This is a genomic window from Kaistella sp. SH40-3, from assembly GCF_030686865.1.
Lineage (GTDB): Bacteria > Bacteroidota > Bacteroidia > Flavobacteriales > Weeksellaceae > Kaistella.
Map to the genome: position 1 here is coordinate 146003 of NZ_JAQYUS010000003.1, position 15688 is coordinate 161690.

The 15688-nt window shown below is 36.8% G+C and carries 13 protein-coding genes; 4 read left to right on the forward strand and 9 right to left on the reverse strand.

Annotation, left to right across the window (positions count from 1 at the left end; translation table 11 throughout):
• Nucleotides 1-56: 56 nt before the first annotated feature.
• Nucleotides 57-320 (forward strand): NADPH-dependent FMN reductase, encoded by a 264-nt coding sequence (locus PUH65_RS06550; RefSeq protein WP_305519054.1) that lies wholly within the window; start codon nucleotides 57-59, stop codon nucleotides 318-320.
• A 173-nt stretch (nucleotides 321-493) separates the two neighbouring features.
• Complete coding sequence (locus PUH65_RS06555) at nucleotides 494-1252, forward strand: class I SAM-dependent methyltransferase (RefSeq protein WP_305519055.1); 759 nt, start codon at nucleotides 494-496, stop codon at nucleotides 1250-1252.
• 237 nt (nucleotides 1253-1489) lie between these two features.
• On the opposite strand, the gene PUH65_RS06560 is transcribed toward PUH65_RS06555, so the two are convergent.
• From PUH65_RS06560 to PUH65_RS06570, 3 genes are all read right to left on the reverse strand, one after another.
• Complete coding sequence (locus tag PUH65_RS06560) at nucleotides 1490-2263, reverse strand: glucose 1-dehydrogenase (protein WP_305519056.1); 774 nt, start codon at nucleotides 2261-2263, stop codon at nucleotides 1490-1492.
• 59 nt (nucleotides 2264-2322) lie between these two features.
• A complete protein-coding gene (locus PUH65_RS06565; RefSeq protein WP_305519057.1) occupies nucleotides 2323-3672 on the reverse strand; it encodes a serine hydrolase in 1350 nt (449 codons plus the stop codon).
• 274 nt (nucleotides 3673-3946) lie between these two features.
• Entirely contained in the window at nucleotides 3947-4585 is a 639-nt protein-coding gene (locus PUH65_RS06570) for an HdeD family acid-resistance protein (RefSeq protein ID WP_305519058.1), read from the reverse strand.
• A 389-nt stretch (nucleotides 4586-4974) separates the two neighbouring features.
• Here PUH65_RS06570 and PUH65_RS06575 point away from each other — a divergent pair, with 389 nt between their 5' ends.
• A complete protein-coding gene (locus PUH65_RS06575) occupies nucleotides 4975-6885 on the forward strand; it encodes a fumarate reductase/succinate dehydrogenase flavoprotein subunit (RefSeq protein WP_305519059.1) in 1911 nt (636 codons plus the stop codon).
• Nucleotides 6886-6941: 56 nt separating this feature from the next.
• The gene (locus PUH65_RS06580) at nucleotides 6942-7685 is read left to right on the forward strand and encodes a succinate dehydrogenase/fumarate reductase iron-sulfur subunit (protein ID WP_305519060.1); all 744 of its coding nucleotides are present in this window, start codon (nucleotides 6942-6944) and stop codon (nucleotides 7683-7685) included.
• 25 nt (nucleotides 7686-7710) lie between these two features.
• On the opposite strand, the gene PUH65_RS06585 is transcribed toward PUH65_RS06580, so the two are convergent.
• From PUH65_RS06585 to glmS, 6 genes are all read right to left on the reverse strand, one after another.
• Nucleotides 7711-8742: an FAD-binding oxidoreductase gene (locus tag PUH65_RS06585; RefSeq protein ID WP_305519062.1), complete on the reverse strand. Its 1032-nt coding sequence runs from the start codon at nucleotides 8740-8742 to the stop codon at nucleotides 7711-7713.
• A gap of 100 nt (nucleotides 8743-8842) precedes the next feature.
• A complete protein-coding gene (gldN, locus tag PUH65_RS06590) occupies nucleotides 8843-9721 on the reverse strand; it encodes a gliding motility protein GldN (RefSeq protein WP_305519315.1) in 879 nt (292 codons plus the stop codon).
• Between the two features lie 242 nt (nucleotides 9722-9963).
• The gene (gldM, locus tag PUH65_RS06595) at nucleotides 9964-11532 is read right to left on the reverse strand and encodes a gliding motility protein GldM (protein ID WP_305519064.1); all 1569 of its coding nucleotides are present in this window, start codon (nucleotides 11530-11532) and stop codon (nucleotides 9964-9966) included.
• Nucleotides 11533-11583: 51 nt separating this feature from the next.
• On the reverse strand, nucleotides 11584-12270 hold the full coding sequence (gene gldL / locus PUH65_RS06600) for a gliding motility protein GldL (RefSeq protein WP_305519065.1): 687 nt from the start codon (nucleotides 12268-12270) through the stop codon (nucleotides 11584-11586).
• 38 nt (nucleotides 12271-12308) lie between these two features.
• A complete protein-coding gene (gldK, locus tag PUH65_RS06605; protein ID WP_305519066.1) occupies nucleotides 12309-13721 on the reverse strand; it encodes a gliding motility lipoprotein GldK in 1413 nt (470 codons plus the stop codon).
• Nucleotides 13722-13829: 108 nt separating this feature from the next.
• Nucleotides 13830-15683 (reverse strand): glutamine--fructose-6-phosphate transaminase (isomerizing), encoded by a 1854-nt coding sequence (glmS, locus tag PUH65_RS06610; RefSeq protein WP_305519067.1) that lies wholly within the window; start codon nucleotides 15681-15683, stop codon nucleotides 13830-13832.
• Between the last annotated feature and the right edge of the window lie 5 nt (nucleotides 15684-15688).

The following is a 15688-nucleotide window of genomic DNA, read 5'->3' on the forward strand; positions in this document are numbered from 1 at the left end:
ATTTGATTTAAAGAAGACGACGAAGCCACTAAAAGTAAATTATTATAATCAAATCTATGAAAATATTAGCCTTCGCAGGAAGTTCCTCCTCGACCTCAAGAAACAAAGAACTTGTAAGCCTGAAGCGATTTACAAAACACGACATTAATCTTTTGGATCTTAAAGATTTTGATATGCTCGTTTTTTCCGTGGACCGAGAAAAAAATGGGTTTCCACAGGAAGCACAAAATTTTATGAAAGCCATGGAAGACTGCGACTTCATCATCTGTTCAATGGCCGAACAAAACCGCAGTTACAACGTTCCTTTTAAAAATATTTAAAACTCTGAATATCATTTCTTTAAACATTGTACCTTTGAATGTTTATTAATTTGTTTCATTAAAAAAATAAAATCATGGAACGACATTTTCAAAATATTAGTGAAAACCAAAAAACCTCCTGGAATAAGTTTTCTACTGGCTGGAAAAAATGGGAATAAAAACTTCTTGAACATATGCAACCCGCCGCCGAGGGAATTATTAATTTACTCCAACCAAAAGGCTCAGAATTAATTCTAGATATTGCTGCTGGAACAGGTGAACCAGGTTTTAGCATTGCCAAAATGCTTATCAACGGCAAAGTAATAGTTACGGATCTATCCGATGAGATGCTCAATATCGCGCGCGAAAATGCTTTAAAACAAGGAATAAACAATGTGGAATTTATTGCCTGTGATGTTAGTGAACTTCCTTTTACTGATAATACTTTTGATGCGGTTAGTTGCCGAATGGGATTTATGTTTTTTCCAGATATGCATTTGGCGGCAATAGAAATCCTGCGGGTACTAAAACCGGGCGGTAGGTTTGCCACTGCAGTTTGGGGACCACCTCAACAGAATTTGTGGGCAACCGCAATCGGAGAAACCATTAACAGAAATATGCAGTTACCGACTCCATCACCAGATGCTCCAGGAATTTTTCGGTGTGGTACCAGCGGTTTAATGACCAACATTTTTAATCAGGCCGGCTTTATAAATATTTCTGAAAGCGAAATAAAATGTACATTGAACTGCGGAACAGCAGAAATTTACTGGCAAATCATGACTGAAATTGCAGCGCCAATTGTTGCAGGACTTAGCAATGCTGATGAAACAATGAAAACCAAAATTAAAAAAGAAGTGTGTGAATTAATCGATGAAAAGTATCCGGATGGAAATGTAATTATCGACGGAACCGCACGTTTAATTTACGGAGAGAAATCACTTTTAATATAGTCGCGACCGTAGCGGACTCGGTTTTAAAATGACACGGCATCGATCCGTATTAAATTTTAAATATTGCTTTTATAATGCGATTCTCAGAACAAGCATTATATTCAATCGCGTTATTGAAAAGAACTTTTCGTTCGTTTTTTATGTACTAAAAAGAGCAAGATTTCTCCTGCTCTATCTTAGATTAAAATCTTAATCAAAATATTTTTTAGCGATATTGGTTTTCGCAAAACTTTTTTATCACTCCAAAACCTGCTCTCCTCCACCATTCACGAAAATAGTTTGTCCACTCACCCACTCAGAAATTGGGGAGGCAAAATATAACATTGCTCCTGCAATATCATCAGCAGTTCCAAGACGTTTAATCGGCGTGTGAGCCAACATTACTTTTTCAATTTCCGGTGTTAAAACGCTTTCTAGAGCAGCAGTTCTGGTTGCGCCAGGACCAACTGCATTGATGCGAACTTCCGGACCGAAATCATGCGCTAAATTGGCAACGGTATGATTGACGGCCGCTTTGGACCCACCGTAACCACTCATGTTTGGGCTTTTATTGATGCTTGACATCGAGGTTGTGAAAACGATAGAACCATAACCTGATTTTTTCATGTAAGGAACGGCCAACTGACATAATCTCCAGCCACTGAATACGTTTAGTTCGTAATCTCTTTTAATATCATCTACAGAAATTTTGGAAGGGTTTTCTCGTCCGCCTCCGCCACCACCGGCATTGTTAATCAGAATCTGAACTCCACCTAATTCTTTCACGGTCGTTTCTACAAGATTTACTAAATCTTCGTCCTTTAAAACATTGCATTCTACCGCGATGGCTTTTACGCCCAAACCTTCGATTTCTTTTGCTGTTTCTTTCGCAGCATCTAAATTAAAATCGCCGATTGAAATATTAGCACCATGTTTTGCGAGCATTAAAGCAGTTGCTTTTCCGATTCCGGCTGCACCACCTGTAACGATCGCAGTTTTTCCTGTTAAGTCAAATAATTTGGAAGTATCCATTTTTTATATTTTAAAATTTTATCTTTTGTGTTTTTATTTATGATCTATTCGTTTATGATCTATTTTTTCTTTTTCAAATAGTCAGCAACTGCCTGGTAAGCTGGCAAAGAAGTCGCATCATTTGCGGCATTTGCGGCAATGGGATGAGAAGCAAGTCTTACGATCACCATTTCTGCAGCAGGGTCGATGTAAATCGTTTGTCCATGAACGCCTCTCGCAGCGTAAGCGCCATCGTTATTTTCGGTCATCCACCACATATTTCGGTAAGACCAGCCTTTTAAATCCGGATGATCGGATTTTGCAAAAGCAGTTTTATCACCTCCTTTTTCAATATCTTTCACTGCCTGCGCTGGAATAATTTGGTTGCCATTATACATTCCTTTATTTCGGATCAATTCTCCGAAACGCGCCAAGTCGCGAAGACCAGCATTAAAACCACCGCCCGCAAAGGCAATTCCTTTACCATCAACTTGATAATAGGCATCCTGTTCCATTCCAATTTTACTCCAGATTTTTTCTGAAAGTAATTCGGTCACCGATTTATTGGTTGCTCTGGAAATAATCCAGCCGAGTGCATCTGCGTTCACGGTTTTATAACCAAATACTTCTCCGTGCTTTCCTTCTTTTTTTACCGTTTCTAAATATTCATAATACCCATTAGGACCTTTATAGTCAGCAGGTTTTGGTAGAGGATTTCCCGCGGCGGAAAAATCCCATATATCTGCTTTTGGATCAGCATAATCTTCACTGTATTTAAGTGCGGTGGTCATGTCCATTACCTGTCGAACCGTAGCATCACCATAGGCTGAGTTTTTTAATTCTGGAACATAGAAGGGAACCAATTTATTTTCATCTAAAGTTCCTTCCGCAACTAAAATTGAAGCAAGCGTTCCAGTGAAAGACTTTGTTAAAGACATCACGGCGTGAACGTCATTTTCCGTTAATTCTGAAAAATATTTTTCGTAAACGACTTTTCCTTTGTGCATGATGATCATTCCATCTGTATAATTTGCCCAAAGTGATTGTTCCCAAGTCATTTTATTTTTTGAATTCCAAGGCATAAAAGTTATACCGTCGATATTCTTATCCAGATTATAAGATAGTTTCGATCGCGCTTCTAATCCTCTTGAAACATTTTGAGTCGGCAACATTTCGCGCATATGAACCACACTCCAACGAATCGCCGGGAATGTAAAAAAGGAACCATCCCAAGTATGTAAAACTTTATCTGCTGGAGGTGGAAAACCTTTCATCCAACCAAAATTACTAGGTTCGCTCTCTTTTGCGCTGAGGAATTCTGTCTTGTTTTGTGCCATAGCATTCATTGTCAATAATAGAAGTGCACTGCTGCATAAACCTCGTTTTAAATTTTTAAAATCGACCTCTTTGTTTGTGAAAAGTGTTTTCATTGGTTTTAATTTTATTTATTGTTATATTTTTTCTGGCGTTTAATACAGATTTCATAGGAAACTTCACTGCGCACATCTCTTCTATTTCTAAAACAGTTTTTATTTATCAGTAATCGAATTCAATAAAATTCGAATAAAATTTCTCCTGTCAAATAAAAAAATGAATTGACCTAATTACAACGGCGATTATACTTTAATTATATCACAGAAGCTTCCTATGTATCATAAGTAAAACGTCAGATAAATGAAATAAAATCTATACGGTGATTTTAAATTAATCATTCAACTCATCTTCAATTTCTGCCATTAAATCGTTATAACGTTCTTTTAATCTTACAGAAATCTCTTTAGTTGAGACATGAATTTTTCTTAATTGAAATGCTAAGAAAATGCTGAACAATCCGGCGAATAATATACTTACCGCCATTAAAACAGTAAGTCCAATTCCTGTAAATAATGGATTCCAAATGAGAAATAATGAAGCCAGAGCACCCAGTATTCCGAAGATTAGAAGACTTCCCCAATTTTTACTTCCGTATTTTTTTACATCTAAAGCAAAACTAATGGAGGCGCCAGAACGGAACAGTAACAGAAAGCCGACATAAAAAGCCATAACACTTATCGATAATCCCGGCTGAACGACCAAGGAAAATCCGACGATCGTGGTTAAAATTCCGAAGGCCAAAGACCAATCCCAGTTCGGAAGCGTGTTTCTGTTGGAGATGGAGAAAAACACTTCTGACAAACCGCCAAACATAAAGGACAAGGCAAAAAATATTGATAATGCTAATAAAGAACTTAGAGGCGAGGTAAAAACTGCGAAACTTAAAATTACAAATAAAATTCCGACGATTAATGGAATGTACCAATGTTTTACTGAATTTTTGATCGAGTCTAAAAATGAGGTTTTCATAATTTATTTTATTTAATAGTTAAGAATGTGAGAATACTGAACTTAGATATATATTTTATACAATCATCAACAGATTACAAAGTATTAAATATAATTAATTTAAAATGAGCATCTTCAGTATTAATTATATAGACAAATTTACAAATAACAAAACACCTACAAAATGCCCGTAATGAACGTTTTGATGTCTAAATGTAGGATTTAGTTCTATTTGCTTGTTGATTAACATTATAAGAAAATAGTACCATCATCATGTAATTAATCAGTTCTCCCGAAAAGGAATTTTCAAAATTTGTCCTTACCTTTAAGTTTATTATCAGATGATTAAGGTGAAAATGTTTATCAGAAAGATAATGCACCATTTCTATCATCCTTTATTCTAAATAATTATGAAATTAAATTCAAAAGTTCCGGAAGGAAAGTTAGAAGATAAGTGGAAAAATTATCAGGCGAAATGCAAACTCATTAATCCAGCCAACAGAAAGAAGTTAAATATCATTGTTGTTGGATCAGGATTAGCGGGCGCTGGTGCGGCTGCAACTTTGGCCGAACTGGGTTACGATGTGCAATGTTTCTGTTATCAGGATTCAGCACGTCGCGCACATTCCGTCGCCGCGCAAGGTGGAATTAATGCTGCCAAAAATTATCAGCATGATGGTGACAGCATTTACAGAATGTTTTACGACACTTTAAAAGGTGGGGATTTCCGATCTCGTGAAGCGAACACTTACCGGTTGGCAGAATTATCGGCTCCTTTAATCGATCACTTTGTGCAGCAAGGTGTTCCGTTTGCACGGGAATATGGTGGTGTTTTGGTGAACCGAAGTTTTGGTGGCGTTCAAGTACAGCGGACTTTTTATGCAAGAGGTCAAACCGGTCAGCAGTTACTAATCGCAGCGTATTCCCAATTATACAAAATGATTCGAGCCCAGAAAGTAGAAATGTTGGCACGACATGAAATTTTGGATTTGGTCATTATCGATGGTAAAGCAAAAGGCGTGATCGCCAGAGATTTAATGACGGGAGAAATTAAACGTTTCGCTTCGGATGCTGTTGTTTTGGCGACTGGCGGATATTCCCGCGTGTTTAGATTATCAACATTGGCAATTGGGTGTAATGGATCTGCAATCTGGAAAGCCCACAAACGCGGTGCTTATTTCGCCGCCCCGAGTTTTACACAAATTCACCCGACTGCACTTCCCCAATCTAGTGATGCGCAGTCCAAACTCACTTTGATGTCGGAATCGCTTCGTAATGACGGCAGAATTTGGGTCCCGAAGAAAAAGAATGATGACCGAAAACCGGAAGATATTCCGGAAGAGGAACGCGATTATTATTTGGAAAGACGCTATCCTAGTTTTGGAAATCTGGCGCCCAGAGATATTTCTTCGCGTGCTGCAAAAGAACGTATCGATGCCGGACATGGAGTCGGTCCTTTAAAAAATGCGGTTTATTTAGATTTTAAACATGCCATTCAAAACCTCGGAAAAAAAGTAGTTGAAGACCGTTACGGAAATCTGTTTTCGATGTATGAAAAAATAACAGGAATCAATGCCTATAAAGAACCCATGAAAATTTCGCCCGCAGCACATTTTTCGATGGGTGGACTTTGGGTTGATTATGAATTGATGACCACCATTCCGGGGTTATACGCGATTGGTGAATGCAATTATTCAGATCATGGCGCGAATCGACTTGGTGCGAATTCACTGCTACAAGCCAGTATCGACGGATATTTTATTTTACCAAATACCATTAATAATTATTTGGCAGGAGAATTAAAAGAAAAAAATCCCGGTGTCAATCATCCGGAATTTCTTAAAGTTGAAAATGAAGTAAAATCGCAAATCAAAAAAATATTAGATATAAATGGAAGCAGAACAGTTGATGATTTCCATCGGGAATTAGGTAAAGTCATGTGGCAGGAATGTGCGATGAGTCGTAACAGACCAGGTTTACAAAAGGCTATTCTTCAAATTAAAGAAATCAGAAAACAATTTTGGACTGATGTAAAGGTTACCGGTTCAGCAAACGAAATGAATACCGAACTTGAGAAAGCCTTACGTTTGGCAGATTTCATCGAACTGGCGGAGTTGATGTGTATTGATGCACTTCAGCGTGACGAATCTTGTGGCGCTCATTTTCGGGAAGAGTATCAAACCGCAGAAGGAGAAGCACTTCGTAATGATGAAGACTTTGCCTACGTGTCGGCTTGGGAATATAATGAGAGTGATTTTATTCTTCATAAAGAACATTTAGAATTTGAATATGAAAAACCAACTGTAAGAAATTACAAATAAGATTTAACTCATCAAAAACGGAAACTTTTCAATTCTAAAAATCAAATACAAAAGCAATGAAAGTAACATTTAAAATATGGCGACAGGAAAATTCGGAATCAAAAGGAGCATTTAAAACTTATGAAACCGAGGGAATCAGTAAAGAAATGTCTTTTTTAGAAGCCCTTGATCATCTGAATGAAACCCTTGTTTTGAAAAATGAAAAAGTAATCGCCTTCGAACACGATTGTCGGGAAGGAATTTGTGGCCAATGCGGCGTTTTCATCAACGGCAGAGCGCACGGTCCGCACGATAATACCACGACTTGTCAACTGCATATGCGAAGTTTTAAAGAAGGTGACACGATTGTCGTAGAACCTTTTCGAGCGGGTGCTTTTCCAATTATTAAAGATCTGGTGGTCGACCGTTCTGCCTTTGACCGGATTATTGAACATGGTGCTTACATCACTGCAAAAACCGGAACTGCCGCCGAAGCCAATTCTATTCTTATTCCTAAAATCGTTGCAGACAGCGCCATGGATTCTGCCGCCTGTATTGGTTGTGGCGCATGCGTAGCGACATGCAAAAACGCGTCGGCTGCTTTATTTACTTCCGCAAAAATTAACCATCTGAACCAATTACCGCAAGGAAAACCGGAAGAACACCAACGAACATTAGATATGGTCTTCCAGATGGATCTGGAAAATTTCGGCAGTTGTACATTTACAGGCGCTTGTGAAGTTGAATGTCCGGCCGGAATATCGATCAGCAATATTGCGAAAATGAATGCGAGATACTTTAAAGCGAAATTGTTTTCTTAGCGTTCATCAAACTAAAAAAATAGACTTATTTATTAAACCTTTTAATATCAACTTCAGCCATTAGCGGTTTTCCGTTTTCAATATGTTCATAAAGTTCTTTGGAAAAATAACATCCATTAAGAATTCCACGTGCGCCTAAACCGTTGTAGATATAATAATTTTGATGATCCGGATGATTTCCTAAAATTGGGCGGCGGTCTTTTACAGTTGGGCGAAATCCGTAATTCACTTCTTCAATTTCAAAATCATGTGGATAAAATTCTGAAAGTCCTGTGATCAACTCTTCTGTTTTAAAATCATCAATCTCATTTCCCCTTTCATTGGGATCATATGTGCCGCCGTAATAATAAACATCATCATTTAAAGGAAATAGAAAATGCTTTTTCTTTAAAGTATAGTGATGATTCATTTTCTGCGAAAGTTTTACTTTCAAATGATGTCCTTTATTTGCGATAACTTGAATATCATTAAAGAACGGATTTGCTCTCACGGCCATTCCTTCACAGAAAACGATATTTTTGAAATTGATATTTTTATAAGTAGAATCCTGAATTTTGGTATAATCAAACTCTTCATGGATCAACATATCGTGCGCTTCTAAATAAGACGAAAGACCTTCAAAAAAAGCATTGACCTCTAACCGAGCGGAATGATTCACTTCTCCAGTGCCAAACGGATTTTTAATGGTTTCTAAAGTTTCAAAGGTGGGATTTAAAAAAGACTTTAATTCATCAGTTTCGGTTTTACCAGACCAAAGTGTTTTTTCGTTTTCATCATGAAAAATACGGTGGATTCTTTCATTAATTAAATAATTCTTCCCTGTATAACTTTCAATTTCAGCGAGTGTTTTTGTCAGAAATTCGATCTGCTCTGCTGCGAGCCAAAAAGTAGTGAACTTTTTTAAGACCAATGGGTTTACAATTCCAGCCGAAACACGGGACGCACTTTTCTTATTGGAAGAAAATAGAACAAAAGATTTCTGATGGAGAATTAACTGATGGGCAAAAAAGTAAGCGGCGTAACCGTCGCCCACAATAATATAATCTACATTTTTCATTGATAATTTACTTATAAAAGGAAATTTTTAAACTCAGAATACATTCAAAAAAAAACCTGAGCAAAGGTACTCAGGTTTTTTTCTATATTAAAGGAATCGATTAATAATTCCACATATCGCTCTCCATTTGCAGGATTTGCGCTTTGATTCTTTCGCTTTCCTCTAACTGTTCATCGGCATCATTCGGAATATAGTCTTTGATTACACCGTTTCCTAAACCGTTATCTGATTTGTAGATAACACTCGAAAATCTTCTTGCATTTAGCAAATCATCAAAAGTAATATCAGATGAAAGATTCTTATTGTTAAAAGCCACAGCATTCGCTAAAACTTCCCTAGCATCTGGATAATAAACCCAGAATAAATCGATCAATTCATCTTTACCAGCCAACGGTTGACCGTCTGGTCCAAATTGACCCATCAAAGAAGGATCTTGTCCCATGGCAGCAATACCAAGCAATCTGTATTTCATCTGGCTATCTCTACGATCGATATACCACATTCCCTTAATCTTCAAAACCTTCACATTTTCAGTTTTGGTTTCATAAACGTTGGTGAACTCCTTCATTTCTTCAGCAGATAGTTTTCCCACTTCGTTAATTCTGTCGATACCGGCATTGCTCATTACCTCATTTTTAATACGAGCTTGAATTGCATCTGGAGTCAATCTACTTTCGAACATTTCATCACCATATACCTCTTTAATTCTGCCATCATTAATAGCATCAAAAAGAAGTTGATAAAGAGATTTGTTTTGTGAAACAATTCCATCTTCATTATGATAATAAGGTTGATTGATTTTATCATTCATATCGATGATTTCCCAAACTACCATGCTTTTCAGATTGTCTTTGTCTTCGATAAAACCGTACTCTAATGGTTTAATTTTCGTAGAAACCATTGAATCCCCTTGCTTAATCATTCCCAACTCTCTATATTTTCTAAATGACTCTGGAGATTTCGCATTTAAAATAGACATCGAATTAATAGGAGTATCATCAACTTCACCACCTTGATATTCAACAGGTGCTTCCACTATAGGTTCTGCTTCTACAACAGGCTTTGCAGCAACCGTGGTTTTAGCTTTGGCTTTTTTTTGGGGCTTTTTCTTGGTTTGTGCTCCAACTGCACTGAAACTCAAAGCAAGCACTATTAATATGACCTTTTTCATTCTAAAATTTTTATACTAATGACCGATAAACTATCTAATCAATAACGTAATTATTGTACGTTTATTACTACTGGTGGGATTTGCTTTAATGCTTGACCTCCTAATCCTGTTGCAGTTGCGTTAATATTATAAACATAAGCGATATCGCCGTTACGTAGACCTTTTGTTAAATTACCAACTGAACTTAGTGAGTTTCCGTTGATTAACATTCCCGCTTTTCCTGGTACTCTAAACATGAAACTGTTTACTGTAAAACTTACAGGGAAATCAAAATCTGGCATCACTACAGAAACTTTTTGATTCGGGATTGAACTTGCAGGCATAGAAACCACGTAATTTCCTTGAATTTGCCCAACTGGTGGTGGAACACTTTTGATTCGGAAAGGGAATGCCTGTGAAATTGTACCGCCTTTCGGATCACGTCCTGAAATAGTTAAAGTCACTGTGCTTCCAGCTCCCGGAGTTACGTTCCATTTACCACCACCACCACTTACAGAAGCGCCAGGTGCTGATAATGAAATTCCTGCCATATCTGCGCCTAAAATTGAACCCGAAATTGGATTTGGTAATCCTCGGTAAAGAACATTCATTTTATCTGCAGTTACTAATGCTCCTTTTTGAGCTTTCAATTCCTGTGCTCCAGATACTACTTTATAAGTGTGGTTATAAGGTAACTCAATTACTTTTCCGTTAACATCAGTAAAAGAAATTTTTCCATTAAAAGACTTTTCTCCCAGAGATCCTGTATCTAAATTACGAACTCCCTGACCATTAGTAACGGTTAAGCCTGGCATTGATAATCCTGGAACATTACTAGAATAGTTACCAATGGCAACCTTACCTTGCGCACTTTCTCCTTGTACTACACTTGTAGGTGCAGAAACAATCGCGGTATATGCATCAAATTTAATATCTGCATCTACTTTTTCCTGAAGCATTGTCATTAATGCATCGGATTGAATATTTCTTGCTTCAGATTGAATTACTTCTAAATTCGATAAGGCAGCAATTAACGGCTGACCATAAAATTTATATTGCAACCAATTTTTATTTTTAATGGTCTGCCCTTTTGCGAATTCTGAAACCAACATGATATTAGCTCTATCAGCAACAGTTTTCATTTCTGGATTTGAACTAAAAGTTTGGTTGATATATGACTTCAATGCTTCAATTTTAGCCTTTAAATCAACAGATGTTTTAGAAGGACTATTTTCATCTGCACCCTTAAAAAACATTTTAGAAGATGGTTCAGTATTATTTAAAGATGCAAAGTTATCTGCAACATCAACACCTTCTGTATAGTCTGCGTCTTTTTTCAAGGTCGATTTAAGGCTTTCAATGAAAGCAACTAAATCGTTTGTCTTTGCCTTTAAACCTTTATATTGTTCTAAAGGTTTTGTATAAGTATCTGGAGTATTAGCCGCTTTTGCCTCCAATGTCTTTTCGAAAATGTCATCGTTTTTCTTTTCTACCAAACCACGCGTATCGGTAAGCGTTTGGTTGGTATCATTGTATGATCTAATGATCTCCTGGTCAATTTGCATCGCAAGCATTGCGATAAAGACCAGATACATCAAGTTGATCATCTTCTGACGAGGGGTCTGTTTTCCTTGTGCCATTTCTAGTAAATTTTGTTAATAGTATAAATTTTAAATTAAATGGTAAGGAAACTATGATTTCATTGCGCTAAGCATACCGCCGTAAACTCTATTAAGACTATTTAGGTTAGAAGTTAATCCTGATAATTCTTCGTTAAATTTCTCTGAATGTTGAGCAGACTTTTGCATGTCTTCAACATATTTTTTACTATATTCTGTTTGTGTTTTCCCATGTTCTAACTGAAGGGCGTATAATGCATTCATACTTTCAAGATGACTTGCCGCCAACATCAATTGATCGTTGTATTTTGCAGTAGAACCCCCAACATCTACTGTTTGATTGATTTGATCTACAGAACTAGAGAATTTTTCGATTCCTGTTCTTAAACTATCAAATAAACTAACATCAAGTTTAGCATCAGCAAGCATTTTATCTAATTTCTCAGATAAAGAAATTTCTAATTCTTTTACTTCCGCAGACTGAATTCCTAAAGTAGAATGTTTAGGATTTGGTGACGCATGAGAATCTAACAATTCTGGATACACGTTTTCCCAAGCATAAGACTCCTCCGATTTTGGAGCATCAAATGCAAAGATTGTAAAGATAATCGCTTCGGTAATCAAACCAATAGCCAATGTAACATTTCCTGTAAGCGGCCCTAAACTCCAGTGAGTTAATTTGAAAAGCGCTCCGATAATAACGACTGCAGCACCAATTGAATAAATGAAATTATAAATGCCTTCTTTAGATTTAAACATGTTTTATGAATTTTAGTAGTTAGTGGGTATTGTTTTTTTTATTTTGTTCTCTTTTTATATTTGGCAGTTCCTTCCGGAATATCCTGTACGGTTCGGAAACCGATATAACTACGAGCAGAATCTTTTCTTTCGTAATCTCTAGAACCGGTCATTAATAAATATCCGATATCTTTCCAAGATCCACCACGAACCGTTTTTCTAACTTCTCTATAGGCTTGATTTGATAAATAAGGATTCAAAGTTGACGCAAACTGATACGTTGAATTATTATACGGAGATTCTGTCCATTCTGCTACGTTTCCTGCCATATCATAAAGACCAAATCCATTTTTAGGGAATTTCTTTACAGGTGCGGTATAAGTATAAGTTCCTTTCTTTTCGTCTTCAATATAATTACCTCTTTTCGGTTTAAAGTTTGCCAAGTAACAACCTCTGTCATCTTGCAAATATGGTCCACCCCAAGGGTAAGTTGCATTTTCTTTTCCACCTCTGGCGGCATATTCCCATTCTGCTTCAGTCGGCAAACGGAAGGCCATTGCTTTCTGTTTTTTCTTTTTCAGAGATTCGTTATAATCCGATTTTAACTTTGATTTAAAATTACAGAACGCTCTTGCCTGGTCCCAGGTAACACCAACAATAGGATAATTTTTGTAAGCAGTATGCCAGAAGTAACCATCATATAATGGCTCATTATAAGCATAATTAAAGTCTTTAATCCAAACTGTAGTATCTGGATATACAGCGATACTTTCTTTTTTTAAATATTTTGTACCTCTCGATTTATCTTTAACCGCAGATTCTATATCTTCCCAATTATAGGCGTATTTCAATTTTCTAGTATCAATAATTCTTTCATTGTTGATTCTTTCTGCAGGTGGAAGATAAACTGATTCTAAAATCTCAGCATATTGCGCATCTGGATAATCAGAAGTTTTCCAACGAAGTGGAACGCTCCAATCTAATTTTTTAGATGCGTCATAACCATCTCTACCACCTTGTGACTCCATAAACTCTTGATAAGCATTTGGAGTTTCGGCTTTTTTAGAAGCATAAGCATAATCACCAATCGAATTTCCGTTTCCAGTTGATCCTCCGTCACCAGCCGCTTCCGCTAATAAAGAACGAACCACACTGTCTCGAACATAATTGATAAAAACCCGATACTCGGCATTGGTAATTTCAGTTTCATCCATAAAGAAAGATGAAACCGTAACCGTTTTAAGGGTTGCTTTTTCTGGAGTATTTGTAAAATCCTGATCAGCCAAACCCATTACATAAGATCCTGCAGGTATTGCTACCATGCCATAAGGTCTTTCTGCAACAAAAGATTTTGACTTGTCTCTTGGTATTAACTCCCCTTTGGATCCTCCTTTCCCAACAGAACCACCCCCTCTCTTCGAACAAGAGACTACAACAGTCGCTGACAATAATATAAGAAATACTCTTTTCATTCTAAAATTTCAAATTATGCGGTAAATATATAATTTTTTGGAAAAACAATTGTGATTTTTTTTCCAAAACGTAAAATTGTTTATATTATTTTACAAACTAGCACCTTTTTATTCTACAGTAACCGATTTTGCAAGATTTCTAGGTTGATCTACATTCGCTCCACGATAAACCGCAATGTAGTATGCTAACAATTGTAAGGGTACTGAAGCTATAATTGGAGAGAAACATTCTGATGTTTCTGGAAACTCAATAACATAGTCCGCTACAGAAGCTACTTGCGTGTCTCCCTTGTTTACTACTGCAATCACTCTACCTTTTCTTGCTTTAATTTCCTGCACATTACTTACAATCTTGTCATAGTGACCTTGTTTAGGTGCTATAATAACGATTGGCATATTCTCATCAATTAATGCAATTGGACCATGTTTCATTTCTGCAGCTGGATATCCTTCTGCGTGAATGTATGAAATCTCTTTCAATTTTAATGCTCCTTCTAAGGCAGCCGGGAAGTTATATCCTCTTCCTAAATAAAGGAAATTTTGAGCATCAACGAAATGCTTTGCAATTTCTTTGGTGATTTCATGTGTGCCATCTAAAACTTCCTGAACTTTCTGCGGAATCGTATCTAATTCAGTGATTAGACGCATGAACTCTTGATTACTCAAGTTGCCATTGTGTTTTCCTAATTTCAAAGCGATCAAAGATAGAATGGTTAACTGTGAGGTAAATGCTTTTGTAGAAGCAACGCCAATTTCTGGACCTGCATGCGTATAAGAACCCGCATCTGTTACTCTAGCGATTGACGAATCTACCACATTACAAATCCCATATACGAAAGCACCTTTTTCCTTAGCCATTTTAATTGCAGCCATAGTATCGGCAGTTTCTCCTGATTGAGAAATAGCAATTACGATATCTTTTTCGGTAATGATGGGATTTCTATATCTGAATTCAGAAGCATATTCAACTTCTACCGGAATTCTTGCAAATTCTTCAATTAAATACTCACCAATAAGACCAGCGTGCCAAGAGGTTCCGCAAGCAATAATGGTAATTTTCTGGGCTTGATTCAGTCTTTCTAGGTGATCCCAGATTCCAGCCATCTTGATGATACCTTCCTCCACCAATAATCTTCCTCTTAAAGTGTCATGAATTGATTTTGGTTGTTCGAAAATTTCTTTTAACATGAAATGTTCGTAACCTCCTTTTTCAATTTGCTCTAAACTTAGTTTAAGTTGACGAACTTGTGGAGTAATCTTCACATTATCTTTAATATTTCTAATGTCAACACCATTTTCCAATGAAATGGTCGCCATGTGACCTTCTTCTAAATAAACGGCTTCTTTGGTAAACTCAACAAAAGGTGAAGCATCTGAAGCAATGAAATATTCATTGTCACCCAAACCAATTGCTAATGGAGAACCTAATCTGGCAACAACCAATAATCCTGGAAAATCATCGTGCATTACCGTAATTGCATAGGCACCATAAACTTCATTTAATGAATAACGAACGGCAGTTGGGAAATCCATTTCTGCGTTTACATCCATAATATACTGGATAAGGTTTACCAGAACTTCTGTATCGGTCTCAGAATGGAAAACAAAACCTTGCTCGGTCAACATTATTTTCAGGGTATCGTAATTTTCGATAATCCCATTATGAACCAAAGCAATTTTACCGTTATTTGAAAGGTGCGGGTGTGAGTTTCTATCACTAGGAACACCATGCGTTGCCCAACGGGTATGTCCCATTCCTACATGTGATTTCCCTGCTAAATCTTTTGAAATAGCGACCAAATCATCTACTTTTCCTTTTGTTTTAGAAACACTAAAAACAGAATTATCATTTTCTAGTACAATTCCTGCACTATCATAACCTCTATATTCCAATCTGCGCAGTCCGTTAATTACTACTTCATAAGCATCTTGAAAACCGGTATATCCTACAATTCCACACATATTAT

What these genes read in the sequence shown, in the direction of transcription:
- PUH65_RS06550 (WP_305519054.1), top strand. Translation starts at nt 57, where the DNA reads ATGAAAATATTAGCCTTCGCAGGAAGTTCCTCCTCGACCTCAAGAAAC.
- gldK (WP_305519066.1), bottom strand. Translation starts at nt 13,721, where the DNA reads ATGAAAAGAGTATTTCTTATATTATTGTCAGCGACTGTTGTAGTCTCT.
- gldN (WP_305519315.1), bottom strand. Translation starts at nt 9,721, where the DNA reads ATGTCTATTTTAAATGCGAAATCTCCAGAGTCATTTAGAAAATATAGA.
- PUH65_RS06560 (WP_305519056.1), bottom strand. Translation starts at nt 2,263, where the DNA reads ATGGATACTTCCAAATTATTTGACTTAACAGGAAAAACTGCGATCGTT.
- PUH65_RS06570 (WP_305519058.1), bottom strand. Translation starts at nt 4,585, where the DNA reads ATGAAAACCTCATTTTTAGACTCGATCAAAAATTCAGTAAAACATTGG.
- PUH65_RS06585 (WP_305519062.1), bottom strand. Translation starts at nt 8,742, where the DNA reads ATGAAAAATGTAGATTATATTATTGTGGGCGACGGTTACGCCGCTTAC.
- PUH65_RS06580 (WP_305519060.1), top strand. Translation starts at nt 6,942, where the DNA reads ATGAAAGTAACATTTAAAATATGGCGACAGGAAAATTCGGAATCAAAA.
- PUH65_RS06565 (WP_305519057.1), bottom strand. Translation starts at nt 3,672, where the DNA reads ATGAAAACACTTTTCACAAACAAAGAGGTCGATTTTAAAAATTTAAAA.
- gldM (WP_305519064.1), bottom strand. Translation starts at nt 11,532, where the DNA reads ATGGCACAAGGAAAACAGACCCCTCGTCAGAAGATGATCAACTTGATG.
- PUH65_RS06555 (WP_305519055.1), top strand. Translation starts at nt 494, where the DNA reads ATGCAACCCGCCGCCGAGGGAATTATTAATTTACTCCAACCAAAAGGC.
- gldL (WP_305519065.1), bottom strand. Translation starts at nt 12,270, where the DNA reads ATGTTTAAATCTAAAGAAGGCATTTATAATTTCATTTATTCAATTGGT.
- PUH65_RS06575 (WP_305519059.1), top strand. Translation starts at nt 4,975, where the DNA reads ATGAAATTAAATTCAAAAGTTCCGGAAGGAAAGTTAGAAGATAAGTGG.
- glmS (WP_305519067.1), bottom strand. Translation starts at nt 15,683, where the DNA reads ATGTGTGGAATTGTAGGATATACCGGTTTTCAAGATGCTTATGAAGTA.